Source organism: Rhodanobacter sp. G1, assembly GCF_055397855.1.
Map to the genome: position 1 here is coordinate 452,140 of NZ_AP039674.1, position 26,650 is coordinate 478,789.

Genomic DNA, 26,650 nt, shown 5'->3' on the forward strand with positions numbered 1-26,650 from the left:
TATTTCAAGTCTTGCCTATGGAATTTAACGCGGCCTTGCGATATGGTCGCGCTGGGGTAGGGCAATGCTTTTGCAGTCTGTTTGCGAGGAATCGGGGTGGCCATCGAATCGACGGGGTGGGGGCGGATGCTGTTTCGCATGCGCACGCTACTGATGCTGGCGCTGCTGTGCGGCCTCGGCGGTTTCGCTGCCGCGGCGCATGCCGGCTACGCGGCCATCGTCGTGGACGGCAGCACCGGCCAGATCCTCCAGCAGGTCAACGCCGACCAGCGCGACTATCCCGCCTCGCTCACCAAGATGATGACGCTCTACATCGCTTTCCAGGAGTTGAAGAGCGGCAAGCTGAGCCTCGACCAGCAGCTCCCGATATCCGCCTGGGCGGCGAGCAAGCCGCCCACCAAGCTGGGCCTGCGCGCCGGCCAGACCATCGCGGTGCAGGATTGCATCCTCGGCATGATCACCAAGTCGGCCAACGATGCCGCCACCGTGATGGCCGAGGGCATCGGCGGCAGCGAGAGCCGCTTCGCCGGGATGATGAACGCGCAGGCCGCGCTGCTCGGCATGAGCGACACGCACTTCGCCAACGCTTCCGGCCTGCCCGACCCGAACAACACCTCCACCGCGCACGACTTGGTGAAGCTGGCGATGGCGCTGTACCGCGATTTCCCGCAGTACGCGCACTTCTTCGCCACGCAGGAGTTCGTGTTCCGCGGCCACATCGTGCGCGGACACAACAACCTGATGTACCGCTACCCGGGCATGGACGGCCTGAAGACCGGTTTCACCGACGCCTCCGGCTTCAACCTCGCCTCCACCGCGGTGCGCGACGGCCAGCGTTTGTTCGCCGTGGTGCTGGGCAGCCGCACCGCCTCGGGCCGCGACCGCCTGATGGCGCGCCTGCTGGACGACGGTTTCGACGGCCGCCCGACTCCGCCCATTCTCGTGGCGCAGGCCGGTGGCGTGCGTGCGGGCAGCCGCGCCGCGCGCCTGCTCGAAGCGATCTCGCCGATCCAGACCGCCGAAGCGGATACCGTGCCGGCCCCGCAGCGCCGCGCCGCGCCGGTTCGCAAGGCGCGCCGCGACAAGGCCACCGTGGTGGCCAGCCGCAACTGCGGCGCGCGCAAGGGCAGCAGTTGCCGCCGCACCGTCGCGCATCGCGTGCACCATGCGGAGCCGCGCCTTGCGACGCGCCACGAACCGGCCAGGAAACCGCCGGTGGTGGTCGCCTCGCGCCGCGAATCGGACGGCTAGGAACCTGTTCCAGGCTTCCCAGTAGCCCGCGCTTCCGGCGCAGCAAGCCAGTGCATTCGGCTATCCTGCGGCGCTCCGGCGCACAGCGGGAATGCCGTGCGCAAGTGCAACCACAGGGGCTTCCATGACCGGTCAACTGACCGACCGCTATCTGCACGCCAAGCGCATCGCCATGGGCGTGCTGGAAACCGGCGTGTCCGGGCGCGACGCGGCGATTGCGCGCGAGTGCGGCAATGACGAGGCGCTGGCGCGCGAAGTGCGCTGGATGATCGCTGCCGTCGAGAGCAGCCACACCGCCACGCTGCCGCTGGCGCCGGGCGACACGGTGGATCTCAGCGGACAGGACGCGCAGGCCGACGCCCCGCGTCATTACCGCCTGGTGCGCCGGCTGGGCGAAGGCGGCATGGGTGTGGTCTACCTCGCCGAGCGCGAGGATGCCGGCTTCGTGCAGCAGGTGGCGCTGAAGGTGCTGGGCGCCGGGGCCGTGGGCTCGCCCACGCTGCAGGAGCGCTTCGTGCGCGAGCGGCAAATGCTGGCGCGGCTGGAGCATCCCGGCATCGCGCGCCTGCTCGACGGCGGCGTGCTGGCCGACGGCCAGCCCTTCCTGGCGATGGAATACGTCGAGGGCGAGCGCATCGACGAATGGTGCGAGCAACGCGGGCTGGGCCTGCGCGAGCGCGCGCGGCTGTTCCTCAAGGTCTGCGCCGCGGTGGAGTACGCGCACCGCAACCTGGTGATCCACCGCGACCTCAAGCCCGCCAACATCCTGGTCGACGCGCACGGCGAACCCAAGCTGCTGGACTTCGGCATCGCCCGGCTGATCGACGAGCAGGCGGTGGAAAGCACGCTCACCGTCACCGGCCAGCGCGCGCTCACGCTGGCCTACGCCAGCCCGGAGCAGATCGAACAGCAACCGCTGACCACCGCGGTGGACGTGTACGGGCTGGGCATGGTGCTGTACCAGCTGATGGCCGGGCAGCGGCCGTGGCAGCACATCACCACGCCGCACCAGCTCAGCCACGCCATCGTCGCCGGCGAGATCGTGCCGCCCAGCCGCAGCGCGAAAACGGGCGAGGCGCCGCGCCGCGCCATTCCCGCCGACATCGACGCGATCGCGCTGAAGGCGCTGCGCCGCAAGGCCGGCGAGCGCTACGCCAGCGTGGACGCGCTCGCCGCCGACTTGCGCAACTGGCTGGCGCAGCGTCCGGTGCTGGCGCGGCGCGGCCAGCGCCTGTACCGCACGCGCCGTTTCCTGCAGCGCAACCGCTGGCCGCTGACTGCCGCCGCCGCGCTGCTGCTCAGCGTGCTGGCGGGGCTGTTCACCTCGCTGTATTCGCTGCACCAGGCGCGCGTGCAGCAGCGGCTGGCCGGGCAGCGCCAGCAGCAACTGGAACGCATGGTGCAGTTCCAGCAGACCATGTACGACAGCGTGGACATCGGCGCGATGGGACATGCCATGGTCGCCGCCACGCAGCGGCAGGTCGGTGCGGCGCTGGCATCGACGCCGGTGCCGGACGATGCGCTGGCCAAGGCCTTCGCCGGCGTGCAAGCCACCGACATCGCACGCGAGGCGATGGACGGCTACGTGATCGGGCACACGCTCGACGGACTCGATCGCGCCTTCCCCGATGCGCCGCTGCTGGGCGCCGACTTGCGCCAGTCGTTGGCGCGGGCGCTGCTGGGCATCGGCAGCTACGCCCATGCCGCCAGCGAGTTGCGCAAGGTGCTCGCGATCCGCGCGAAGCTGCTGCCCGCAGGCGACCGCGGCCAGCTTTCCGTGTGCGTGGATCTGGCGCAGGCACTGGAGCGACAGGGGCAGACCGCGGCCGCAGCGGACATGTACGCCCAGGCCGAAAGACTGGCACGGGCCGATGCGCCCACCGATGCGCTGCGCGTCGCGGCCGAATCCGGCGTTGCGCGCCTGCTGGTGGCGCAGGGGCATCGCCAGCAGGCCCTGGCGATGCAGCAGCGGCTGATCGCGCAATTGGCGCCACGCGTGCCCGATACCGACCGGGCGTTGATGGCGCTGCGTCACGACGAGATCGACACCCTGGTGCAGATGGGCCGCGCCTCCCAGGCGCGGCAGCGGCTCGAGCCGCTGGTCGCGCTGGATCGCCGCGTGCTGGGCGACGAGCACCCGGAAACGCTGGGTGCCACCCTGACCTTGGCCAAGCTGCTTTACTCGCAGGGAGAGTTCGAGCGTTCGCTGGCATTGGCCAGCCAGGTGGCTGCGATCCGCGAGCGCCTGCTGGGTGCCAATCACCCGGCCACGCAGGACGCCCGCTACCTCGCCGCCATCGGGGCGACGAAACTGACCAACGATCTGCCCGGGTTGCAGCGTGTGCAGGCCGAGATCCAGCACGTGATCGACGCGCGGCGTGCCCATTATGGTGCGGACAATCCGCGCACCCTTTCCGCTACCACCGGTTTGATCGCCCTGCTCGCCAAGGAGGGTGACCGCGCTTCCAGCAATCGCGCGGCACAGCCGTATTACCGGCAAGCCATCGCCCTGGAGCGCACGCTGCTGGATGCGCATGTGCGCCAGCTCGGCATCGAACACCCGAACACCCTGCTGGCGCGCGGCAGCCTGGCCGGCCTGCTCGACAAGGCGGGCGAGTACCGCGAGGCCCGGCAGCAGGCCGAACTCACCTTGGCCGGCCAGCGCAAGGCGCTGGCGCCGGACGATCCGGTCATGCTGGGCACGCTGAACATGATCGGCGACATCGACAGCGACCTCGGCGACTGGGCCGCCGCCCGCGACGCCTACCGGCAGGCGCTGGACGCGCGTGCGCGCAGCATGGGCACGACCGCACCGCACACCATCGAGACCGCCACGGGGTTGTACCTGGCGCTGGTGAAGCTTCGCGACACCGGTGCCGCCGCTGAGGTGCGCCGGCGCTACCTCGACCCGGTGATCGCGATGGATCCAAAGACGCTCAACGCTGCCATGCGTAGCGTGCGCGACGATGCGATCGGTGCGCTCAAGCCGTAGTCGCCACGTGCGTGGCGTCGGCCTCGTGTACGGGAAAAAGAAACGGGCCACATCGCGCGGCCCGTTTCCTTTCGTGCGGCAGGTGCCGGCTTACTTCAGCTTGGCATCCGCCCGCAGCGCTTCGGCCTTGTCGGTCTTTTCCCACGAGAACGCGGTGTAGACCTTGCCGTTCTTGTCCTTGACCTCGTAGGGCGTGCGCCCGAAGTGGCCGTAGCTGGCGGTCTGCTGGTACATCGGGTGGATGAGATCCAGCATCTTGAGGATGCCGTACGGGCGCAGGTCGAAGTGCTTGCGGATCAGCTTCTCGATCTTGTCGTCGCTGATCCTGCCGGTGCCGAAGGTGGTGACCGAGATCGAGGTGGGCTCGGCCACGCCGATGGCGTAGCTCACCTGCACCTCGCAGCGGTCGGCGATGCCGGCGGCCACGATGTTCTTGGCCACGTAGCGCGCGGCGTAGGCGGCCGAACGGTCGACCTTGGACGGATCCTTGCCGGAGAACGCGCCGCCGCCGTGGCGGGCCCAGCCGCCGTAGGTGTCGACGATGATCTTGCGGCCGGTCAGGCCGCAGTCGCCCACCGGGCCGCCGATCTCGAACTTGCCGGTCGGGTTGATGTGGAACTTGGTGCCCTTGTGCAGCAGCTTGGCCGGCAGCACGGGCTTGATGATGTGCTCGCGCACGGCCTCGATCAGATCCTTCTGCTTGATGCCCGGATCGTGCTGGGTGCTGAGCACCACGGCGTCGATGGCGGTGGCCACGCCGTTGTCGTAGCGCAGGGTGACCTGGCTCTTGGCGTCCGGGCGCAGCCACGGCAGCGGCGAGTTCTTCTTCTTGCGCACCTTGGCCTGCTGCTCGACCAAGCGGTGCGAGTAGTGGATCGCCGCCGGCATGCCGTCCTTGGTTTCGTTGGTGGCGTAGCCGAACATCAGGCCCTGGTCGCCGGCGCCCTGTTCCTCGGGCTTCTTGCGATCCACGCCCTGGTTGATGTCCGGGGACTGCTTGCCGATCAGGTTCAGCACGCCGCAGGTGGCGCCGTCGAAGCCGACGTCGCTGGAGTCGTAGCCGATGTCGAGGATCACCTTGCGGGTGATCGCCTCGAGGTCGATCCAGGCGCTGGTGGTGATCTCGCCGGCGACGATGGCCACGCCGGTCTTGACCATGGTTTCGCAGGCCACGCGGGCGCGCGGATCCTGCGCGAGGATCGCGTCGAGCACGGCATCGGAGATCTGGTCGGCGACCTTGTCCGGATGGCCTTCGGAGACCGATTCGGAAGTGAACAGGTGGCTGGACATCGCGTTTATATCCTCGTGTACGGATAAAGAGATAAAAGAAAGTGCGGCATCATACCATCCCGCCGCGCCGGCGTTGTACCCCCGGCTGAACCGGGTTCTGGACGGATGGACGGCTATTTGCCGTGGCTCACGCCGCCTCGCAGCGGTCGCGGCCGTTGCTCTTGGCGCGATAGAGCGCCTGGTCGGCGCGCTCGAACACGCTGTCGGACGTATCGTCGGGATGCACGGTGGCGATGCCGCAGGACAGGGTGATCGGCACCACCTGGTTCTGGCTGTGGAAGCGTGTCTGGCCGATGCGGATGCGCAGGCGCTCGGCCACCCGCATCGCCTCGCTGCCGTCGGCGGCGAGCAGGGCGACGAACTCCTCGCCGCCGTAGCGGGCGAGGTAGTCGCCGGGGCGCAGGGCGGCCTGCAGCTGTTCGGCCACGATGCGCAGCGCGCGATCGCCGGCGGCGTGGCCGAGCTGGTCGTTGATGTTCTTGAAGTGGTCGATGTCCAGGATCAGCAGGCTGGTGACGGGCGCGTCCGCTTCGCACAGCGAGGCCATGCGCGCTTCCAGCGCGCGGCGGTTGGCCAGGCCGGTGAGCGGGTCGGTGTCGGCCAGCTGCAGCTTCTGCTTGAGCGTGGCCTCCATGCTGCGGGTGCTGGATTCCAGCTCGCGGATGCGTTCGCGCATGCGCGCGGCGTGCTCGTGCCACGCCCGCTCGCGCAGCTGCTCGCGCTCGCGTAACGCGGCGAGGTGGGCGCCGACCGTGGCCAGCCGCGCCTGCACGTCGGCCTGCAGGCTGGCCAGATCCGGCGCCGAGCGGGCGCGTTCGCCCAGCGCCAGCACTTCGCCGGCCATGCGTTCGCCCAGTTCGCGCCGCGCCGCGACCACGGCGTTGCGCGACTGGTCGTCCTGGTCGAGGTGCTCGGTCAGCGCGGTCAGCTCGTCGTCCACGTGGCTCAGCAGGCGGCCGGCGCTGCGCTGGGCTTCTTCCAGTTGCTCGAGCCGGCGCGCGACCAGCGCGGCCAGCGCTTCGCCATGCGCCTGCAGCAGGGCGGCGTCGCGGCAGCCGACGATGCGTTCGCGCAGCGCCTCCAGTTCGGGTTCGGCGGGTTCGCCCAGCGGCAGGCGGTCGAGGATGGCCAGCAGCAGGCGATCCAGCTCGGGCGGTTCCTCGGCCTGCGCTGGCGGGAGGGTGGCTTGCGGCGCGGGCAGAGCGGGCCGGATGGAGTCTTCGTCCAGCGCGGCCACCGCGTCGGTCAGCTCGTCCAGCAATGGCAGGATGTGCTGTTCGTCGAGGGTGTTGCGGGTGGCCAGGCGGATGTTGCCGAGTACGCCGTCCAGGCCGGCGTTGCGGCCTTCCGCGGCGTAGGTCAGGCGCGACAGCAAGCGGCGCAGCAGGGCGTCCAGGTCGCGCCAGCGCGCCTGCTCGCGTTCCAGCATCTCGGCGGCGTCGGTTGCGGCGGGCTCGGTGCGGAGGGTATCCATCGGCGGTGATCCCAAGGCGGCAGGCTCCTGGCTTCTAGAGTGCCATGCAGCGGTTGCGGCCGGCGCGCTTGGCCTGGTACAGCGCGCGGTCGGCGCGGTCGAACACGCTTCCGGGGGTGTCGCCGGCCTGCACGGTGGCGACGCCGCAGGAAAGGGTGACGCGCACGGGCTGATCCTGGCTGCGGAAGCGGGTGCGCTCCAGCCGTTCGCGCAGCCGTTCGGCCACGAGCATGGCCTCCTCGGAGCCGGCCTCCAGGATGGCCACGAACTCCTCGCCGCCGTAGCGGGCGAGGAAATCGCCCGGGCGCAGGGCGGCCTGCAATTGCTCGGCGACGATGCGCAGGGCGCGGTCGCCGGCGCCGTGGCCGAGGCGGTCGTTGATTTCCTTGAAGTGGTCGATGTCCACCATCAGCAGGCTGACGCGACCCGGCTGCGCATTGCAGATGTCGGGCATGCGCGCTTCCAGCGCGCGGCGGTTGGCGAGGCCGGTGAGCGCGTCGGTGTCGACCAGGTGGCCCTTCGCCGCCAGCATGGTCTCCATGCGTTCGATGTCGTCTTCCAGTTGCCGCACGCGATGGCGCGAGCGCTTGAGGCGCTTCTGCCAGTCCTGCTCGCGCGCCTGCTCGCGGTTGTGCGTGTCGACGAGGTGGTCGCGGATGATCGCCAGCCGGGCGCGGACGTCGCGGCGCAGCGTGGCCAGGTCGGCTGCCGAACCGGTGCAGTCGTCCAGCAGTTGCACCTCGTCGAGCAGGCGCTCGTTCGCCAGGCGGCAGGCCTCGGCGGCGTCCCGTCCGGCGCTTTCGTCCTGATCGATGTATTCGGCCAGCGTGCCGAGGTGGCAGTTGATGTGATGCAGCAGCACGGACGCGGCCTGGCGTTCCTCGGCCAGCTTGCGCAGGCGCTCGTTGACCAGGGCGACCAGCGCGTGGCCATGTTCGCGCAGCGCCGGTGCATCGGTGCACCCGACGATGCGCTCGCGCAGTCCCGCCAGCTCGGCCGTGGGGTCTTCGAGCTGCATATGGTCGAGCACGGCGAGCAGGAGCTCGTTTGCCGCCAGCGGCGCGGCCGGCGCAGCGGCGAGCGGCTCGGCGTGGACGGCCGGATCGTCCAGCGCCTTCACGGCCTTGGCCAGGGCGCCGAGCAGGGTGGGGATGCGGTTGTCGCCGCCGGTTTCGCGCATGGCGCCGCGCAGTTCGGCCAGCGTGGTGTCCAGCGCCTGGCTGTGCAGATCGCCCGGGCCGGCCAGGTGCGCCAGCAGGTTGCGCAGCAGCACGCCCACGCGCCGCCATTGCGCCTCCCGCAACTTGAGCATGTCGGCTTTGTCGTGCGGAGCGGCGGCGGGCGGGGCGGAGTCCATCAGGGTGTAGCCATCGGCAGGTTTCCGGGCATCTTAAACCTGTTTCATGTCTGCGCTTTGTCATGCGTCAGGCGAAGGCGCCGGCCGGCGGAAGCGCCCCGCGGCGCCTCCGCCGGTTCCCGCCTGGGACGATCAGGCGGCGATGCCGACGCGCAACCGGCGGGCGCAATCCACCATGCCGCGCAGCGCGGGTTCGGTTTCCTTCCAGCCGCGGGTCTTCAGGCCGCAGTCGGGGTTGACCCACAACTGGCCGGCATCCAGCACTTCAAGCGCCTTGCGCAGTAGGGCCAGCATCTCCTCCTGCGCCGGCACGCGCGGCGAATGGATGTCGTACACGCCGGGGCCGATGCCGTTGGGGTAGCGGAAGCGCACGAAGGCATCCAGCAGTTCCATCCGCGAGCGGCTGGTCTCGATCGAGATCACGTCGGCGTCCATCGCGGCCACCGCCTCGATGATGTCGTTGAACTCCGAGTAGCACATGTGGGTGTGGATCTGGGTGGCGTCGCGCACGCCGCCGGCCGCGATGCGGAAGCACTCCACCGCCCAGGCGAGGTAGGCCGGCCAGTCGGCGCGGCGCAGCGGCAGGCCTTCGCGCAGCGCGGGTTCGTCGATCTGGATGGCGCGGATGCCGGCGGCCTCCAGGTCGTGCACCTCGTCGCGCAGCGCCAGCGCGATCTGCCGGCACACGGTTTCGCGCGGCAGGTCGTCGCGCACGAACGACCACTGCAGCATGGTCACCGGGCCGGTGAGCATGCCCTTCATCGGCCTGTCGGTGAGCGATTGCGCGAACGCCGACCAGCGCACCGTCATCGGCGCGGGGCGCGCCACGTCGCCCCAGATCACCGGCGGCTTCACGCAGCGCGAGCCGTAGCTCTGCACCCAGCCGAGCCGGGTGAACAGGTAGCCGTCCAGCTGCTCGCCGAAGTACTCCACCATGTCGTTGCGCTCGGGCTCGCCATGCACCAGCACGTCCAGCCCGATGTCTTCCTGGAAGCGCACCACGCGCTCGACTTCGGCTTCGAGCCTGGCCTGGTAGTCGGCATCGGCCAGCCTGCCGGCGCGGTGCGCGGCGCGCGCCTGGCGCAGCTCGTCGGTCTGCGGGAACGAGCCGATGGTGGTGGTGGGCAGCGACGGCAGCGCGAGCACCTCGTCCTGCGCGATGCGGCGCGTGGCGTAGGGCGAGCGGCGCAGCGACATCTGCGGGCTGAGCGCGTTGAGGCGGGCGCGCACGGCGGGGTTCCGCACGCCGGGCTGCTGCTCCTGCCGGTCGAGCAGGGTCTGCTGCGCCTGCAAGGCCGCCTCGGCTTCGGCGTGGCCGGCCAGCGCGTCGGCGTAGGCGCGCAGTTCTTCCAGCTTCTGCCTGGCGAACGCCATGGACGCGCGGCGCTCCGCGGACAGCGCCGTCTCGGCGCCGAGGTCGATCGGCACGTGCAGCAGCGAGCAGGAGGGCGCCAGCCACAGCCGTTCTCCGCCCAGCCGCGCGTGCGCCTTGCGCAGCAGCGGCAGCACCTGGCCGGGGCGGCTGCGCCACACGTTGCGGCCGTCCACCACGCCGGCGCTCAGCACGCGGCCTTCGGGCAGCGCATCGAGCACGGCATCGAGCTGCTGCGGTGCGCGCGCCAGGTCGACGTGCAGGCCGGCCACCGGCAGGCCGGCGGCCAGCGCGAGGTTGTCGCCCAGCGCGCCGAAGTAGCTGGCGAGCAGGATCTTCGGGCCGCCTGCTGCCGCGAGCGCCGCGTAGGCCTTGCGGTAGGCGGCGTGGTCGTCGGCGTCCTGGTCGAGCGCGAAGCAGGGTTCGTCGAGCTGCACCCAGTCCGCACCGGCTTCTGCCAGCTGGCGCAGCAGCTTGGCGTAGGCAGGCAGCAGGGCATCAAGCAGGTCGAGCCGGTCGCTGCCGTCCACGGTCTTGGACAGCAGCAGGAAGGACACCGGCCCCAGCAGCACGGGCCGTGCGCGGTGGCCCAGCGCCTGCGCCTCGCGGAATTCCGCCAGCGGCTTGTCGCCGGCGAGGGTGAAGCGCTGGCCGGCGTGCAGCTCCGGCACCAGGTAGTGGTAGTTGGTGTCGAACCACTTGGTCATTTCCAGCGCGTGCAGGTCGTGGCCGCCGCGCTTGTGGCCGCGCGCCATCGCGAAATAGCCGTCCAGACGGCTTTCGGCGAACACCGGTCGGTAGCGATCCGGGATCGCGTCGAACAGCACGGCGGTGTCGAGCACGTGGTCGTACAGGCTGAAGTCGTTGCAGGGCACGACGTCGGTGCCGGTGTCGCGGGCCAGCTGCCAGTGCCGTGCGCGCAGTTCGCGCGCGGTGTCGAGCAGGGCTTCGGCCGGCGCGTCGCCTTGCCAGTGGGCTTCCAGCGCGCGCTTCAGCTCGCGCTTGAGGCCGATGCGCGGGAAGCCGAGATGGGTAACGAGTGACATGGATGATTCCTCTTGCATGGATGGGCAAAGAGGAACGAAGGGTGGCCGGCTTCCGCCGCGCCGTTGACCTTCGCCCCCGCGGGCGAACCGGCGGCGCGGGCAGGCGGAACCGGCGCGGGCCGGCAAGGGCGTGCGCAGGCTCCGGCCCTCCCCGCGGAGGCGCCAGGTCGTGCGGAAGCGGCGTGCCGCTTCCGGCCGGGGCAGGTATTCGGGCTCGTGGACGAAGTGCCGGAGTGCTGGCGGTGGAAACCAGGCGAGCGAGGCAACGTCCGTTTTGGACAGGTTTTGCGTCGGTTTGAAGACCCATGGTGGTTCCATGGGTCGAAAGCCGGCGCGAAAGATGCCCAAAACGGCGAAGCCGCAGCCGCTTGCGTTTCTACCGCCAACACTCCCTACCTACTGTCCGTCGCTTCCCGGGCTCCTTGGCCCAGTGCTGGTGACGGAGGTCGTTTCCACATACCGCTGCGGGGCAGCGCCGGATTCGCACCGGCTTCCCTTGAGTCATCTCCGTATTCGCATAAAGAGATGATTACCCTTGGCGCTGCGCAAATTAGCCGTCTGGACGGCCAAAGTCAACGCGGAATGCTGAGCGGCGCGAGAAGTCCGCGGCGTGATTCTCGGATGCTGCGGTGCCGTCGCCGTTGTCACGCGGCTGACGCGCAAGCGCAACGCCGGCGTCCCGATGGTCGTGCAATCTTGCGACGGGCCACGCCGGGAGATCCCGCCATGCAAGCCATCGAACAGCGTCTTCAGCAGCGCTATCCGCACTGGTTCAGGGGGCATCGCGGGCGGCTTGCGGTGCCGCTGCTGCACGGACTGGCGCGCTGGTCGGGCTTCAGCGGGATCGATGCCTTCTGCGCGGAGCATGCCGGACTGCGCGGTTTCGCCTTCGTCGAAGCCGCGTTGCGCTACCTGCAACTGCACTGCGAGCTGGATGCGGACGCGCTGGCGCGCATCCCCGCGAGCGGGCCATTGCTGATCGTGGCCAACCATCCCTCCGGCGCGCTCGACGCGCTGGCGCTGCTGGACGCGGTGGGGCGGGTGCGGCGCGACGTGCGCATCGTCGCCAACGAGGTGCTGGCGCTGGTGGAGCCGCTGGCGGAACTGCTACTGCCGGTGCGCGTGTTCGGCGGCGCCGCCGGCGCGGGCAGCCTGCGTCGGGTGGAGCGCGCGCTGCGCGCTGGCGAATGCGTGATCGTGTTCCCGGCCGGCGAGGTTTCGCGGCTGGGCCTGCGCGGCGTGCGCGACACGCGTTGGCGCCCCGGCTTCCTGCGCTTCGCGCGCCGCGCGTCGGCGCGGGTGTTGCCGGTGCGCATCGAGGCGCGCAACTCGGCCTTGTTCTACGGCGTTTCCGCGCTGTGCCGGCCGGCATCGACGGCGCTGCTGGCGCGGGAGATGTTCGCCTGCCGGAGGCGCCCGGTACGCCTGCACGTGGGCCATCCGACGACCATCGCGTACGGCGAGCACGAGTGCGCCGCGCTCCGGCGCATCCGCCACGCGTTGTACGCCATCGGTCGCGACGCGGCGGCGCCCGTCGTGCTGGGGCCCGCGCCGCTGGCGCCGCCGATCGAAGCGGGTGCGCTGGTGGCCGCGGTGGCGGCCACCGAACTGCTTGGCTGCACCAGCGACGGCAAGCAGATCCGCCTGGCGCGTGACGCCGGCGGTTCGCCGTTGTTGCAGGAGATCGGCCGGCTGCGCGAGCTGACCTTCCGCGAGGTGGGCGAGGGCACCGGCTGCAGCCGCGATCTCGACGCCTACGATGCGCATTACGACCACATCCTGGTATGGGACACGCAGGCCGCGCGCATCGCCGGCGCCTATCGCGTGATGCGCGGCGCCGAGGCACTGGCGCGCAGCGGGCTGGCCGGCCTGTATACGGCTTCGCTGTTCCGCTACGCGGACGAGGCCGTGCCGCGGCTGGCGGCGGGTCTGGAACTGGGCCGCAGCTTCGTGGTGCCGGACTACTGGGGCAGCCGCAGCCTCGACTACCTGTGGCAAGGCATCGGCGCCTACCTGCAGCGCTATCCGGGCGTGCGCTATCTCTACGGCGCGGTGTCGATCAGCGCCGCGCTGCCGCGCGACGCCAGCGAGCAGGTGGTGGCCTACTACCAGCGCTTCTACGGCAGCGAGCGGGCGCTGGCCGGCGCCCGGCGGCCGTTCGCCTTCCAGGCGCCCGCACCGACCTTCGACGGCCTCGACATCGACGCCGCCTTCGATGCGATGAAGGCCGCGCTCGCCCGGCTCGGCGCCTCGGTGCCGATGCTCTACAAGCAGTACACCGAGCTGTGCGAGCCCGACGGCGCGCGCTTCCTCGCCTTCGGCGTGGATCCGGACTTCAGCGGCTCCGTCGATGGCCTGATCGAGGTGGATCTGGAGCAGCTGCGGCCGCGCAAGCGCCAGCGCTACCTGCAACGCCCGCAGGGAGCGCCGGCATGAAGCGCGCGGCGCCCGGCGGCGAGCGCCGCCTGCGCGCGGCGTTCATCTCCGACGTGCACCTGGGCGCCAGGCATTGCCACGCGGCGGAACTGGCGGACTTCCTCGACGGCCTGCGCTGCGAGCGGCTGTACCTGGTGGGCGACATCGTCGACCTGTGGTGGATCGCGCGGCGGCGCACGCGCTGGAACGGCGCCTGCGCGCGGGTGGTCGAGGCGCTGCACGCCCTGCACCGGCGCGGCACCACGCTGGTCTACATCCCCGGCAACCACGACCGCCCGTTGCGGCGGGTGTGCGGGCTGATGCTGCCCGGCATGCGGGTGCGCCGGCGCGCGGTGCACGTCACCGCGGACGGCCGCCGCCTGCTGGTGACGCATGGCGACGACTACGACAACGTCACCCAGTTCGGCGGCTTGCAGGAGCGCCTGGGCGACTGGATCTACTACCGCATCCTGAGCTGCAACCGTTGGCTGAACCTCGCGCGGCGTCGGCTCGGCCTGCGCTACTGGTCGCTGTCGGCCTTCGTGAAGCAGCGTAGCGGCGCCGCCGAACGCTACATCGCGCGCTTCGTGCAGGCAGGGCTGGACGATGCCGCGCGGCGCCGCCTCGACGGCATCGTCTGCGGGCACATCCATCGCGCCGCGCTGATCGAGCGGAACGGCCTGGTCTATGCCAACGACGGCGACTGGGTGGAAAGCCTCACGGTGTTGACCGAGGATGCCGACGGCGCGCTGCGCCTGCTCGGGCATCGCGGCGAGGTGCTGGCCGAATTGCCGGCACGGGCGAAGCCAATGGCTGTCGCCACGCACGTACTAGCCGCCGCCTGAAAAAGCGGCAAGCGGGCCGGCTCAGGCCGCCAGGCGCTCGCCGACCGACAGCGCGTCGAAATAGTCGCGGGTCAGCCTGAGTTGCTCGGCGGCCGTTTCGGCGCGGTTGGCCACTTCGCGGAACGCGGCATTCTCCGGCCGATCCTTCGCATACCAGCCCAGATGCTTGCGCGCGATGCGCACGCCGGACTGCTCGCCGTAGAAAGCGTAGAGGTGTTCCAGGTGGCCGAGCAGGATCCCCGCCACCTCGGCGGGCACGGGTTCGGGCAGCAATTCGCCGGTGGCGAGGTAGTGGGCGATCTCGCGGAAGATCCACGGCCGGCCCTGCGCGCCGCGGCCGATCATCAGCGCGTCCGCGCCGGTGGCGGCCAGCACGTGCCTGGCCTGCTGCGGCGTGGTCACGTCGCCGTTGGCGAACACCGGGATGCGCACGCTGGCCTTCACCGCGGCGATGGTCTCGTATTCGGCCTCGCCTTCGTACTTGTCGGCGCGGGTGCGGCCGTGCACGGCCAGCGCGGCGATGCCGGCGTCCTCGGCGATGCGCGCGATGGCCAGCGCGTTCCTGTTCTGGCGATCCCAGCCGGTGCGGATCTTCAGCGTCACCGGCACGTCCACCGCATCGGCCACGGCCTTGCAGATGCGCGCCACCAGCGGCTCGTCCTGCAGCAGGGCGGAGCCCGACCACACGTTGCACACCTTCTTCGCCGGGCAGCCCATGTTGATGTCGACGATCTGCGCGCCGTTGGCCACGTTGAAGCGCGCGGCCTCGGCCAGCATGGCGGGGTCGTAGCCGGCGATCTGCACGCTCACCGGCTCGGGCTCGCCGGCGTGATCCATGCGCCGCAGCGACTTGCGCGTATGCCAAAGGCGCGGGTCGGCCGTTGTCATCTCGGACACGGCCAGCCCTGCGCCCAGCCGCTTGCACAGCAGCCGGAACGGCTTGTCGGTGACGCCGGCCATGGGGGCCAGCGCCAGCGGCGGGTCGATGCGGTAGGGGCCGATCTGCATGGCGTCATTGTACCCGGCCGGGCTTTTGAACCTGATGAATCGACGGAGAAACTGCATGAGCATGATCTGGCGCAAGCACGCATGGATGTTCCTGTCGTTGTTGCTGCTGCCGATGACGGTGCTGGCGCACCACGACCATGGCGACAAGGGCTCGCCAGGGTTGAGCAATGTCACCGTGCTGATCGTGCGGCATGCCGAGAAGCCGGCCTCGGGCAACGGCTTGAGCCCGCAGGGCGAACGCCGCGCGCAGGCCTACGCCAGCTATTTCGATCCGCTGCGGCTCGATGGCCAGAGCCTGCTGCCGGGGCGGCTGATCGCCACCCGGGACAGCAAGGCCAGCATCCGTCCGCGCCTGACGCTGACGCCGCTGTCGCAGCGCCTCGGCCTGCCGATCGAGCAGCCGTATGCCGACGCGGACGTGGGCAAGCTGGTGAAATCGCTGGACAAGGACAACCAGGCCCCGGTGGTGCTGATCGCCTGGCACCACGGCCACATCGACAAGCTGATCGGGGCCTTCGGCGGCGACGCCAAGGCCATCACCGGCCGCAAGACCTGGCCGGGCGACGTGTACGACTGGCTGGTGGTGCTGCGCTTCGACGCCCGGGGCCGCCTGGATGCCGCACGTAGCCAACGCGTGCGGGAGCCCCTGCTGACCGGCGATGGCGGCGATTGATCCGGGAGTCGCGCGGCCCGTGGCGCGATGGGTGGCGACGATGTCGCGGCAACCCGCAGAGGTTATGATTCGGCCAGGAAACAGGTGACAGGGGTCGTCCTCGGATGCAGCGGAAGGCGTGGCTAGGTGTGCTGCTGGTGTTGACGGCGATGCCTGCCGCCGCGCACATGAACGCCTGGCGCGAACGCGCGGTGTCCGATCCGCACGGCCTGATCGCCTCGGTGCGCCGGCAGCTCGACCGGGCCAGCGACGCCTTGCCGCCTGAGCAGGAGCGCGAATTGCTGTGGGGCATGGGCACGGCGGCGATCAACAGCAACGACGATGCCGCGCTGGCCGAGGCCACGCTCCGCCTGGACAGCCTGTCCACGGTGGCCCACGATCCGGTGGCCGCCGCGGCCGCCGGTTTCCTGCGCGCGCGCCACGACATCGCCAATGGCATCGGCGACGGCCTGGGCGAGGCGCTGAAGGCGGCCGAGCAGGTGCTTGGCCAGTCCGATCCGAGCACCGTGGCCTGGGCGCGCTTCCAGCTGTGCGACGCGTATACGCTGGACGAGAAGCCGGAAAAAGCCTTGCCGCTATGCCAGCAGGCGCTGGCCGACTATCGCGCGCTCGGCGACGATTTCGGCATGGGCGACGCCGAGAACGACATCGGCCTCGCGCTGGCCACGCAGAACCGCGTCGACGAGGCGGCCGCGGCCTACGAGCGTTCGCGCCAGTTCTACGCCCGGGCCAAGGCGCCGCAGCTGGTCGTGATGGTGGGCGACAACCTGTCGCAGATGTACCTGAAGCAGGGCCGCGCGCGCGAGGCGCTGGCGTTGTCGCAGGCGTCGCTGAAGCAGGAGCTGGCCACCGGGCGCATCAGCGATTCGCTGGGTTCCAGCACCGACATCGCGCGGGCCGAGGCGGCGCTGGGCCGGCACGACGAAGCCTATGCGCACATGCGCGAGGCCGTGGCGCGTGCGCGCAAGGCCGGCATCAACGGCCAGTTGGTCGACATGCTGCGGGTGGAAAGCGTCATGGCCGAGCAGGCCGGCGACCTGCGCCAGGCGCTGGCCGACGAGCGCGAGGCGAGCAAGCTCGACCATGTCGCCGATACGCCGGCCTCGCGGGCCATCGAGGCCGAGCTGGAGCAGCGCTACGCCACGCGCGAGAAGGAGCTGCGCATCGGCGAGCTGGAGCGCGCCAACGAACTGAAGGACATGCAGCTCAAGGCGGCGCAGGCGGAGGCCGAGCGCAGGCGCGAACAGCAACAGCGCCAGCGGCTGGTGAACGCGACGGTCGCGATGCTGGCGGTGGCCCTGCTGCTGATCGTCGGCCTGCTCGTGCTGCTGCTGCGTGCGCAGCGCCGGCACGCCGCCGAGCTGCGCGCGCAGGCCTTGCGCGACCCGCTCACCGGCATCGCGAACCGCCGCGCGTTCCAGCAGCGCGCCAACGAGCTGCTGGACGGCCCGCGCGATCCGCATGCCTTGCCGCACGCGCTGCTGATCATCGACATCGACCACTTCAAGCGCATCAACGACAGCATCGGGCATCCGCAGGGCGACCGCGTGCTGCGCATCCTTACCGATTACCTGAGCGGCGCGGTGGATGCGCCGGCCTTCGTGGCGCGCATCGGCGGCGAGGAATTCGCCGTGCTGTGCCCGCATGCAGGCCTGCATGAGGGCATGCGGCTGGCCGAAACCCTGCGTGCCGGGGTTGCCGCGTTGCGCCTGCCCGACGACCTGCCGGTGGAACGCCTTACCATCAGCATCGGCGTGGCGCCGTTCGACGGCGTGCGTTGCCACGACCTGTCGAGCTGGATGCGCGCCGCCGACCTCGCGTTGTACGCGGCCAAGAGCGGCGGCCGCGACCAGGTGCAGGCGAACAAGCTGGCCGGCTGATCAGTGCGCCTGCACGCCGTGCCGCACGGCGGCGGCATCGTGCCGGTGCTTGAACAGCGGCACGAACAGCACCGCCATCGCCAGCGCATAGGCGGCGAAGGCCAGCCAGATGCCGTGCCAGTCCTTGCAGATCAGCACGGTGTCGTCGCAGGCGTGGTTGGTGAAGAAGTGGTCGATCACGAAGCCGGCGATCAGGCTGCCCAGCACCGCGCCCACGCCGTTGGTCATCAGCATGAACAGGCCCTGCGCGCTGGCGCGGATCTTCGGGTCGGCCTGGCCTTCGACGAACAAGGAGCCCGAGATGTTGAAGAAGTCGAAGGCCATGCCGTAGACGATGCACGACAGCACGATCATCCACAGCCCGCCGGCCGGGTTGCCGAAGCCGAACAGGCCGAAGCGCAGCACCCACGCCAGCATGCTCATCGTCATCACCGCCTTGATGCCGAAGCGCTTCAGGAAGAACGGGATGGTGAGGATGAACGCGGTTTCGGAGAACTGCGAGATCGAGATGATGATGGTGGAGTACTTCACCGTCAGCAGGTTCGCGTAGGCCGGCACCTTGACGAAGTCGCTGAGGAAGGCGTCGCCGTAGGCGTTGGTGAGCTGCAGCGCCGCGCCCAGCAGCATGGCGAAGACGAAGAACACCGCCATGTTGCGGTTCTTGAACAGCACGAACGAGGTGAGGCCGAGGCGATCCGTCAGGCTGCGGCTGTGCGCGGCGTCGAGCTTGGGCCGGCATTTCGGCAGGGTGAACGCGTACAGGCCCAGCAGCAGCGAGGCGCCCGCGGCCACGTGGAACTGCGCGGCGGAGGCCTTGAAGCCCAGCAGGCTGGTGGTCCAGGTGGCGGCGATGAAGCCCACGGTGCCCCACACGCGGATCGGCGGGTAGGTGCTCACCACGTCCAGCCCTTCCTGCTTCAGCGCGTTGTACGCCACCGTGATGGAGAGCGAGATGGTGGGCATGTAGAAGCACATGTACAGCAGCACCACCCAGAACATCTGCTGCGGATCGACCGCATGCGGTATCGCGAGCAGCACCGCCGCGCCCAGGACGTGGAACAGGCCGTACAGGCGCTCCGCGTTGATCCACTTGTCGGCCACGATGCCAGCCAGCGAGGGCATGAACAGCGAAGCGATGCCCATCGTCGAGAAGATCGCGCCGAAGCTCGTGCCCGACCAGTGCAGGGTCTGGAACCACCACGTGCCGATGGTCAGCAGCCACGCCCCCCAGATGTAGTACTGGAGGAAGTTCATCACGGTGAGGCGGAGCTTGAGGCTCATGGGCGTCGACATCCCCTGTGCGGCCGGGGACGATCCCGTGGCCATGCGGCTTGGATCGGGGCAGATTAGAGGAAGCTCCGGCGGGGCGGCAAGGCGCGGCGCATCGTGCGGTTGCGGCTACACTGCGCTGCCGCCGTCTTGTCCGGAGCGTGTCGCATGAGCCTGTTCCTGACCATCGCCATTGTGCAGTTGATCGCCCTGATGAGTCCGGGCCCGGACTTCTTCTACGTCTCGCAGACCGCGGTGAGCCACTCGCGTCGCGAAGCGCTGGCCGGCGTGATGGGCATCACGCTGGGCGTGGCGGTGTGGGCCGCGCTGGCGCTGCTCGGCCTGCAACTGCTGCTGCACCGGCTGCTGTGGCTGGAGCGCGCGATCGCCGTATGCGGCGGCGCCTACCTGTGCTGGATGGGGCTGAAGATGCTGCGCGGCGCGCTGGCCGCGCCTGCCGGCGGCGCACCGATGCACGCGGTGAAGCTGGCCAATGGCCCCTGGCGCGCGCTACGCAACGGCCTGTTCACCAACCTCGCCAACCCCAAGGTGGTGGTGTATTTCGGCAGCATCTTCTCCGCCTTCGTGGGCGACGGGCAGAGTGCGTGGGCGCGCTGGGGATTGTGGTTGATGGTGGTGGCCGAGACGCTGCTGTGGTTCGCGCTGGTGGCAGGCGTGTTCGCGCTGCCCGCGATGCGCCGCGGCTACCTGCGCCTGCGCCGCTGGATCGACGGCTGCGCCGGCGCGGTGTTCATGCTGTTCGGCTTGCACTTGATCTTCGCCAGACGTGCGGCTTGAAACTCGCCTCGAAGTCGCCATCGACGTCATTCCGGCGAAGGCCGGAATCCAGTGCCTTTACATCCAATGATCTGCAGCCACTGGATCCTAGCCTTCGCTCACTGCTGTCCGGAATAATCTGGGGACGGTGTCGAAGGATGAAGGCCCGCGCCGCTTGCGCGAAGCATTGCGAGAAGGCGACTTCATTTCCGATAACGACCACCTATCCAGACTGTCATCCCGGCGCAGGCCGGGATCCAGTAGCGACCATGTTCGCTCAGGCCGCACGGCCACTGGATGACCAGCTTCGCTGTTGTAGAGCGCCTCCGGCCTGCGCCGGAATGACGAGAAAGACCGCGGCCACGAATGTTCAAAATTATTCCGGACAGTAGTGAGCCTTCGCTGGGATGACGAGCAAAACCGGAGCATCCCTAACGCAACGCCTCGGCCACCAGTCGGCGCAGTTCCGGCAGCAGCTCCGCCTCGAACCAAGGATTGCGCGACAGCCACAAACGGTTGCGCGGGCTGGGGTGCGGCAGCGGCAGCACGCCGTGCGCGAGATGTTCGCGCCAGGCCAGCACGGTATCGGTCAGCGTGCGTCCGCGCCGATCGGCCAGCAGGCCGGCCTGCGCATACTGGCCGATCGCCAGCGTCAGCCGCACATGCTCCAGTCGCGGCAGCAGATGCGGATGCCAGGTCGGCGCGCATTCGGGGCGCGGCGGCAAGTCGCCGCCCTTGCCGGTGCCGGGAAAGCAGAAGCCCATCGGTACGATGGCGATCTTCGCGGCGTCGTAGAACGCGTTCCTGTCGACGCCCAGCCATTCGCGCAGGCGGTCGCCGCTCGCGTCGTTGAACGGGATCCCCGTCTCGTGCACCTTGCGCCCCGGCGCCTGGCTCACGATCAGCAGCCGCGATTGCGGCGACGCCTGTACCACCGGCCGCGACCCCAGCGGCAAATGCGCCGCACAGATGCGGCAGGCGCGGACGCGCGCCATCAGCCGGTCGAAGGATTCCGGTTCGCTCACGGCAACAGCTTGCCTGGATTGAGGATGCCGTCGGGATCGAACGCGGCCTTGATGCCGCGCATCAGATCGAGCGTGGCGGCTGGCAGCGCCAGCGGCATGTACTCGCGCTTGACCGCGCCGATGCCGTGCTCGCCGGAGATCGTGCCGTCCAGCGCGATCACCAGCGCGAACAGCTCGGGCAAGGCGGCGTAGGCGCGCTCGATCTCGTCCACGTCGCGCGGCAGCAGGTTCACGTGCAGGTTGCCGTTGCCGGCGTGGCCAAAGCTCACGATGGGCACGGCGTGCTTTTCGCCGAGCGTGCGCACGCCGACGACCAGTTCGGGCAGGCGGCTCACCGGCACCACCACGTCCTCGTTGATCTTGTGCTGCGTGACTGCGCGCTGGGCGAAGGACAGCGCCTTGCGTGCAGCCCATAGCGCACGCGTCTGCGCCTCGTCGCGCGCGATCTCCAACTGCACCAGCCCGTCCACGCGGGCGGCGGCCCCGACCGTGGCGGTGGCGGCGTCCAGCGCATCCGGCGCGCCGTCCAGTTCGATCATCAGCAGCGCTTCGGCGTCGGGCACGCCGGCTTCGGGTTGATGCTCGCGGGCCAGCCGCAACGCCAGCGCGTCCATGAACTCCAGCGCGCAGGGCGTGGCCGGCTGCGCCATGATGCGCGCCACGGCCTTCGCGGCGCTTCCCGCATCGCGGTAGGTTGCGCGCAGCGTGCGCAGGCCGGCGGGTTTCGGCGTGAGCTTGAGCGTGGCTTCGGTGATCACCGCCAGGGTGCCTTCCGAACCGACCAGCAGGCGCGCGAGGTCGTAGCCGATGGCGCTCTTGGTGGTCTGCGTGCCGCAGCGGAAGCTTTCGCCGTTGCCGGCCACGGCGCGGAGGCCCAGCACGTTGTCGCGCGTCGAGCCGTATTTCACCGCGTGCGGCCCCGAGGCGTTGCAGGCCACGTTGCCGCCCACCGTGCACCACGGCGCCGAGCCGGGGTCGGGCGCCCAGAAGAAACCATGCGGCGCCAGCGCCTGTTGCAGCACCTCGTTGGTCACGCCAGGCTCCACCACGGCGAGGCGGTTGTCGGGATCGACGCGCAGGATGCGGTTCATGCGTTGGAAATCCGCCACCACGCCGCCGGACAGGGGCACTGAGGCACCCGTGGAGCTGGTGCCGCCGCCACGCGCGGTGAGCGGCACGCGATGCTCGCAGCAGGCGCGTACCAGCGCTTCCACCTGCGCGTGCGTGGTGGGGAACACCACCACGTCGGGCAAGGCGCTGAGCCGCGAGTTGTCGCAGGCGTGGGTGCGGCGTTCGGCTTCGGCCACGGAGATTGCCCCGGGCGGAAATATCTCGTGCAGAAGATCCAGCAAGGCAGGGGCGAGTGGCATTGCGCCAGTTTAGCGATGGTATGTGCGATTTGGTCGCCGCGCGGTTCGGCTTTGATCTATGGGCCGTCGTCGAGTTGATGCCGCGGTTCGTGCGTGGGGCCTGTTCGCGATCTGAAAGTACGAGCGCTTGCGATCCTGCTATTGCGCGATTTGCACGTTGTGAGCCTGGGATGGGCTCTGGGCATGGGCCTGCACGTGATGGGCCTGCTGGATACGGTGGATGGAGTTCTGCGGGTCGGGCGAAGGCGTTTTCACGTCCACCGCGACGGGTGGCCTGGGTGTCGAGGCCGTCATGAAATGCATGATGCCGTGCTGTTCGTCGTAGGCGATCGGGCCGATGTTGGCGTGGCTGATGCCGCCGGCATGGCAGGCGGCGGTGAACTGCAGCAGGCGCTTTTCGCTGGCGGACGGGATGCGCTCGTGCAGTTCCTGATACAGCGCATGATGGGGATTTGCCGCATGGCGCGGGTCGTCGCGTGTATACGGCGACTCCGCCATTGGATTGGCACGTGCGTGTTGAGGCTGCGCGGCGGATGCGGGCGCCGTGCCGTGCCCGAACCATTGTTCCGGGTACGTGAGCGTGTCGTAGGCCTTTTTCGCGCCGTGCTCCACGGTGTCGACGCCGTGCGACACGGTTTGCTGGGCATGGTCGTAGGCGCGCTCAACGGTGTGCCCGGCGTTTTCGACGGCCTGGTACGCGCCGACGAAGTCATTGACGAGATGGACGGCGCCCGCCTGAACCGCAGGGCTGTGGATGGCCGCATCGATGGTTCGGGTGGCATCGTGCGCGCCGTGTTCGATGGCCTGCCGGGCGGCGTGCAGGCCGTTGGCAGCGAGATCGCCTGCGGCGTGGACGGCCTGCCCTTGCAGATGCGCGGCTTCGCCGACGATGGTGGAGGTCAGGCCGGCGGCAGGGTTGATCGGTGCCATGGCATCGCCTGCCGTGCGCGCTGCCGCGGCGACATGCTCGAACTGCGACTGCACGTGCTGGCTGCCCGCATGCATGGCATCGGCACCCGTCTGCAGCCTGTGTTCCGCGCCCAGCACGACACCGTTCTGCTCGACTTTCTCCCGGACGAGCGGATCGACGTTCACGGTCAGGTATTCGTCCAGTTGCCTGCGGATGTCCGGCGGCAGCTGCGCATGGGCGTCATGGCCCTGTGCCTGGCGCAACGCCTCGGACAATCCGCTGCGGTCGTGATGGATGTCGTTGCGGAAGGCGTCGATGGAGGCCTTGTTGTCGGCGTAGTTCTTCCCGTACTGCGCCAGCATCTCCGGTTTCAGCACGCTGTCCGGGCCGGTGAAGTGCGTGATGCTGTGATCGCCCAGGCTCATGGCGAGAAAAGGGTTGGGCGGCTGCGAGCCAGCCGGCGCATCCAGGTAGCGCCCGGCCTGCATGCTCTTGAGGTCGTCCGGACTGGCGAGCGTCACTACGTGGCCGTAGTGGTGACTGGCTGCACTGACCACGTCGCCTGCCATCACGTAGTCGGTGACTTCGCTGCCGCCTGCGGGCACGCCGTAGCCCAGGCTCGCCGCTCCGTAGGCGTTGAAGGTTGCGCCACGCAAGCCGTGCTTGTGAGCCTCGATTTCGGCCAGGGTTCCGCCCAGCGAGTGGCCGGCTACGGTGATCCGGTCTTTGGAAATGCCATTTCTTTGCGCCTTGTCGATCATTTGCTGGGTAAAGGCGCTCGCAGCTGCCTCTTGGGGATTGACCCGATCCCGCACCATCGTTGCGTCGACGGCGATGTCCTGGACTTTGGTAACCAGATGCCCGGGATCGGTGCCGCGATATGCGATGACGATGTTGCCGGTCGACAAATTCTGATACGCGGTGGCGTGAAATCCGGTAACAGGGTCATTCTTGTATCCGAATACCAGGTGCCGCTGGCCGTCAAGATAGACGGTGCTATTGTCCACTTGGCTTTGTGAGCGGTTGACGTAGGCGTCGTTGGCCGATTCGGCGGAGATTTCCGGGTTGGGGTTCATGGTGTGACTTCCTTGACAGTGACCGTCACCGGGAAGAATTGCTCAGGACTTTTTTTGAACTCCGGTCGCGTGTCGAGGTAGGGCAAGCCGTTCAAGTTCCGCGAGCCGTCAAGGAAATCAGACTTCCTGAAGTACTCGGTTTCATGGCCCTTGCGTCGAAACACGTCCAAGGCGTCGCCTGGAGTAAAGGACGAACCATGCACGATGAATTTTGGCCCGATGGTGGCGACGCCCCAATGACAGGCGCCTAGACCGAAGTAGTCCTCGTCCTGCAACAGGTCTTCGTAGAAGTACCCCTTCCAGGTTCTGTCATCCACGCGAGTCATTTCGAAATCAAAATCGACGTTCGGGATGTTTTGTCCACCGGTAAACGAGCCCCGTGGCACGCATTCCCGGTTGCTGACTTCGTAGACGATGTATCCCTTCACAGAATCCCAAGGCCCAGGTGCATCCGCCGTGGCCGTGACTTCATAGCGCTTGACCGGGTGCGGGTTCTTTTTCGGATGGGTAGGGTCGCCGTGTGTCATGGAGCATCCTGTGATCGAGGCCAGGGTGAAGAGCAAGAGAGCGGAGGTTTTCATGATGGCTACGCTGACACCGTTGGGGGCTGGAGCGGATGGGTGTGTGACGTGTGCGGTTCGCCATCGCCGATGCTGGTGATCCCGCACCGATCAGATGGTTGGCTCCTGCAGCGGCCCGCGAGAATCGCCGGGCGACGGCGAGCTGCCCCTATTGCGCCAGCCATGTCTCGGCATGCTCGTGTTGCGGACGGATGATGTTTCTTTCGCTGGCCGGCCCGGGCGCTATGCTTCGCGCCGCCGTGTCGATCTTCGCGGGCGCCATGGCGGCTCTCTCCTTGAGCGCCTTGTCCTTGAAGAACCAGTTCTTGCGCGCGCGGATGGGCTTGCAGCCTTCGTAGAAGATGATTTCCTCGTCCTGCGGCAGCTCCTTGATCTCCTGCGGCAGGAACAGGGCGCGCTTCTCCTCGTTGTAGCTGATCGACACCTGGTGACTGTCGCGCCCACGGCCGCGGCTGGTGCTGCGTTGTTGCCTGCGCACCGTCTTGTAGCCGAGCATTTCGCTGTATTCGTTGGCGTCCGCCTGCTCGCGCGGGGCGAACACGATCTGCGCGCCGTGGTTGGTGATGAAGTTCTGCGCGTCGTGGTCGCCGTAGGCGGAGCGCAGTTGCGACCGGCTCTGCACGATGCACAGGTCGCGCACGCCATAGCTGGCGGAAATCGAAATGCGCTTGGCCCACACGTCCACCCGGCCCATGGCGGTGAACTCGTCCATCAGCATCAGCAGCTGGTGCTTGAGGTCGGGCTCCTCGCCCAGTTGCTTGCCGAGGTTGGCGCCGATCACGGTGCTGAAGAAGATGTTCAGGAGCTTGCTGCTCTCGTCCAGCTTGTTCGTGGGGATGACGATGTAGAGGGTAGTGGGGCGCTTGCGCAGCGCGGTCACGTCGAAGTCCGTGGCGTTGGTGGCCGCTGCGAGGATCGGGCTCAGGAACTGCTGCAGCGGTGCCTGCACGGTGGCGATGATCGAGGAGAAAGTCTGCTCGGCCAGTCCCAGCAGGTTGCCGAACACGGTGCGGGTCTGCGGGCTCACGCAGGCATAGGCGGAGTCGGCGAGTATCAGCTGCAGCGTTTCCTTGGTGCCCTTGCCATCCATGCCGCTGGAGAGGCGCAGGATGCGTTCAAGGCTGGGGAAAAGTGCTGAAGTGTTCGGATCGAGTCGTATCGACGCTGGCGCGCCTGCGTGCTGCTGGGCCAGCGCCTGCGCGTCCCATACCTCGAACATGAAGGAGGTGAAAGCCGTGAAGGCGGCGCGCGACTGGCTGATCCAGAAGGGATCCTTGCCCGCCTCGTCCGGATACAGGATGGCGGCCATGGTCTGGATCTCGCCGAGGCGTTTGCCGGGATCCATGCCGGCCATCAGGGACAGCGGATTGAAGCGGTGGGTGTTCCCCGAATCGTCGTAAGGCGCCCACACGCGGACGGCATGGCCCTGCGCCTCCCGCCAACCGCTGGTGGCCTTGAACAGTTCGCCCTTGAGGTCGAGCACCACCATCGACTGGGCGTAGGAAAGCAGCACCGGGATGGCGATGCTGGTGGTCTTGCCGGAGCGCGTGGGCGAAATGGCGATGGCGTGCTGGGCACCGTTTAACCACAGGTAGCGTCCCTTGTACTTGCCGACGAGGATGCCTTGCGGAGTCTGTGTGAGCAGTCCGGCTTTCTTGAGATCGTGGAGGCTGGCGAAACGGGCATCGCCGTGCAGCGACTCGGCCTTGCGCCGGGACAGCGGGATCAACAGCAGCAGCCAGGCCAGCAAGGGCAAACCGAAGCCGAGCCAGCCGGCCAGCTTGATCTTGCCTGCATAGGGCGCGTACTGCGGCAAGCTGGCGGCTTGGTGGTACTGCCACCAGGTGTTCCAGGCCAATGGCGAGTTCTTCAGGCCGAGCAGCCACAGCGCGAGCCAGTCAGTGAGGTAGAGGCCGCCGAGCAGGGCGGCCACGAGCAGCATCACTGCGAATACCAACTTTCCTTGGCGCATTCTTCAATATCTCATCGAATGTTTGGGCGGCATCTTTAGATGGCGGAACGACGGACAATCGAGAGTC

The 26,650-nt window shown here is 68.7% G+C and carries 18 protein-coding genes and 1 riboswitch; of the genes, 7 read left to right on the top strand and 11 right to left on the bottom strand.

What is annotated here, in order from left to right:
• Positions 1-138 precede the first annotated feature (138 nt).
• Together ACZ5Z2_RS01810 and ACZ5Z2_RS01815 are read left to right on the top strand one after the other, a co-directional pair.
• Entirely contained in the window at positions 139-1,251 is a 1,113-nt protein-coding gene (locus ACZ5Z2_RS01810; RefSeq protein ID WP_464760273.1) for a D-alanyl-D-alanine carboxypeptidase family protein, read from the top strand.
• Positions 1,252-1,375: 124 nt separating this feature from the next.
• Complete coding sequence (locus ACZ5Z2_RS01815; RefSeq protein ID WP_464760274.1) at positions 1,376-4,243, top strand: serine/threonine-protein kinase; 2,868 nt, start codon at positions 1,376-1,378, stop codon at positions 4,241-4,243.
• Positions 4,244-4,333: 90 nt separating this feature from the next.
• On the opposite strand, the gene metK is transcribed toward ACZ5Z2_RS01815, so the two are convergent.
• The 4 genes from metK to metE all read right to left on the bottom strand — a co-directional run bounded on the left by metK (position 4,334) and on the right by metE (position 10,782).
• A complete protein-coding gene (metK, locus tag ACZ5Z2_RS01820) occupies positions 4,334-5,533 on the bottom strand; it encodes a methionine adenosyltransferase (protein ID WP_464760275.1) in 1,200 nt (399 codons plus the stop codon).
• A 127-nt stretch (positions 5,534-5,660) separates the two neighbouring features.
• Positions 5,661-7,007: a GGDEF domain-containing protein gene (locus tag ACZ5Z2_RS01825; RefSeq protein WP_464760276.1), complete on the bottom strand. Its 1,347-nt coding sequence runs from the start codon at positions 7,005-7,007 to the stop codon at positions 5,661-5,663.
• Between the two features lie 34 nt (positions 7,008-7,041).
• Complete coding sequence (locus tag ACZ5Z2_RS01830; RefSeq protein ID WP_464760277.1) at positions 7,042-8,364, bottom strand: GGDEF domain-containing protein; 1,323 nt, start codon at positions 8,362-8,364, stop codon at positions 7,042-7,044.
• 132 nt (positions 8,365-8,496) lie between these two features.
• Positions 8,497-10,782, bottom strand: coding sequence for a 5-methyltetrahydropteroyltriglutamate--homocysteine S-methyltransferase (gene metE / locus ACZ5Z2_RS01835; protein WP_464760278.1), 2,286 nt, complete (start codon positions 10,780-10,782; stop codon positions 8,497-8,499).
• A 182-nt stretch (positions 10,783-10,964) separates the two neighbouring features.
• A riboswitch (cobalamin riboswitch) is annotated at positions 10,965-11,334 on the bottom strand.
• A gap of 174 nt (positions 11,335-11,508) precedes the next feature.
• On the opposite strand from metE, the gene olsF reads away from it, so the two are divergent.
• Both olsF and ACZ5Z2_RS01845 read left to right on the top strand, forming a co-directional pair.
• Entirely contained in the window at positions 11,509-13,218 is a 1,710-nt protein-coding gene (gene olsF, locus ACZ5Z2_RS01840) for a bifunctional ornithine lipid synthase OlsF (RefSeq protein WP_464760279.1), read from the top strand.
• Positions 13,215-14,042, top strand: a complete 828-nt coding sequence (locus ACZ5Z2_RS01845) for a UDP-2,3-diacylglucosamine diphosphatase (RefSeq protein WP_464760280.1) — start codon at positions 13,215-13,217, stop codon at positions 14,040-14,042. The genes olsF and ACZ5Z2_RS01845 overlap by 4 nt, the downstream gene beginning before the upstream one ends.
• A 21-nt stretch (positions 14,043-14,063) precedes the next feature.
• Here ACZ5Z2_RS01845 and dusB read toward each other — a convergent pair whose 3' ends face one another.
• Complete coding sequence (gene dusB / locus ACZ5Z2_RS01850) at positions 14,064-15,050, bottom strand: tRNA dihydrouridine synthase DusB (RefSeq protein WP_464760281.1); 987 nt, start codon at positions 15,048-15,050, stop codon at positions 14,064-14,066.
• A 55-nt stretch (positions 15,051-15,105) separates the two neighbouring features.
• Here dusB and ACZ5Z2_RS01855 point away from each other — a divergent pair, with 55 nt between their 5' ends.
• Together ACZ5Z2_RS01855 and ACZ5Z2_RS01860 are read left to right on the top strand one after the other, a co-directional pair.
• Positions 15,106-15,723 (top strand): flagellar basal body-associated protein FliL, encoded by a 618-nt coding sequence (locus ACZ5Z2_RS01855; protein ID WP_464760282.1) that lies wholly within the window; start codon positions 15,106-15,108, stop codon positions 15,721-15,723.
• A 104-nt stretch (positions 15,724-15,827) separates the two neighbouring features.
• Positions 15,828-17,603 carry a GGDEF domain-containing protein gene (locus ACZ5Z2_RS01860; protein WP_464760283.1) on the top strand — a complete coding sequence of 592 codons (1,776 nt, stop codon included), beginning with the start codon at positions 15,828-15,830 and terminating at the stop codon, positions 17,601-17,603.
• On the opposite strand, the gene ACZ5Z2_RS01865 is transcribed toward ACZ5Z2_RS01860, so the two are convergent.
• Entirely contained in the window at positions 17,604-18,884 is a 1,281-nt protein-coding gene (locus ACZ5Z2_RS01865; RefSeq protein ID WP_464760284.1) for a nucleoside permease, read from the bottom strand.
• Positions 18,885-19,040: 156 nt separating this feature from the next.
• Between ACZ5Z2_RS01865 and ACZ5Z2_RS01870 the strand changes: the two genes are divergently transcribed.
• Positions 19,041-19,670, top strand: coding sequence for a homoserine/threonine efflux transporter (locus ACZ5Z2_RS01870; protein ID WP_464760285.1), 630 nt, complete (start codon positions 19,041-19,043; stop codon positions 19,668-19,670).
• A 410-nt stretch (positions 19,671-20,080) separates the two neighbouring features.
• On the opposite strand, the gene ACZ5Z2_RS01875 is transcribed toward ACZ5Z2_RS01870, so the two are convergent.
• The 5 genes from ACZ5Z2_RS01875 to ACZ5Z2_RS01895 all read right to left on the bottom strand — a co-directional run bounded on the left by ACZ5Z2_RS01875 (position 20,081) and on the right by ACZ5Z2_RS01895 (position 26,583).
• Positions 20,081-20,674, bottom strand: a complete 594-nt coding sequence (locus ACZ5Z2_RS01875) for a uracil-DNA glycosylase family protein (protein WP_464760286.1) — start codon at positions 20,672-20,674, stop codon at positions 20,081-20,083.
• The gene (locus ACZ5Z2_RS01880; RefSeq protein WP_464760287.1) at positions 20,671-22,044 is read right to left on the bottom strand and encodes an FAD-binding oxidoreductase; all 1,374 of its coding nucleotides are present in this window, start codon (positions 22,042-22,044) and stop codon (positions 20,671-20,673) included. Before ACZ5Z2_RS01880 ends, ACZ5Z2_RS01875 begins: the two co-directional genes overlap by 4 nt.
• 138 nt (positions 22,045-22,182) lie before the next feature.
• Positions 22,183-24,030 (bottom strand): Mbeg1-like protein, encoded by a 1,848-nt coding sequence (locus ACZ5Z2_RS01885; RefSeq protein WP_464760288.1) that lies wholly within the window; start codon positions 24,028-24,030, stop codon positions 22,183-22,185.
• A complete protein-coding gene (locus tag ACZ5Z2_RS01890) occupies positions 24,027-24,611 on the bottom strand; it encodes a hypothetical protein (RefSeq protein ID WP_464760289.1) in 585 nt (194 codons plus the stop codon). The genes ACZ5Z2_RS01885 and ACZ5Z2_RS01890 overlap by 4 nt, the downstream gene beginning before the upstream one ends.
• A gap of 148 nt (positions 24,612-24,759) precedes the next feature.
• Complete coding sequence (locus tag ACZ5Z2_RS01895; protein ID WP_464760290.1) at positions 24,760-26,583, bottom strand: type IV secretory system conjugative DNA transfer family protein; 1,824 nt, start codon at positions 26,581-26,583, stop codon at positions 24,760-24,762.
• Between the last annotated feature and the right edge of the window lie 67 nt (positions 26,584-26,650).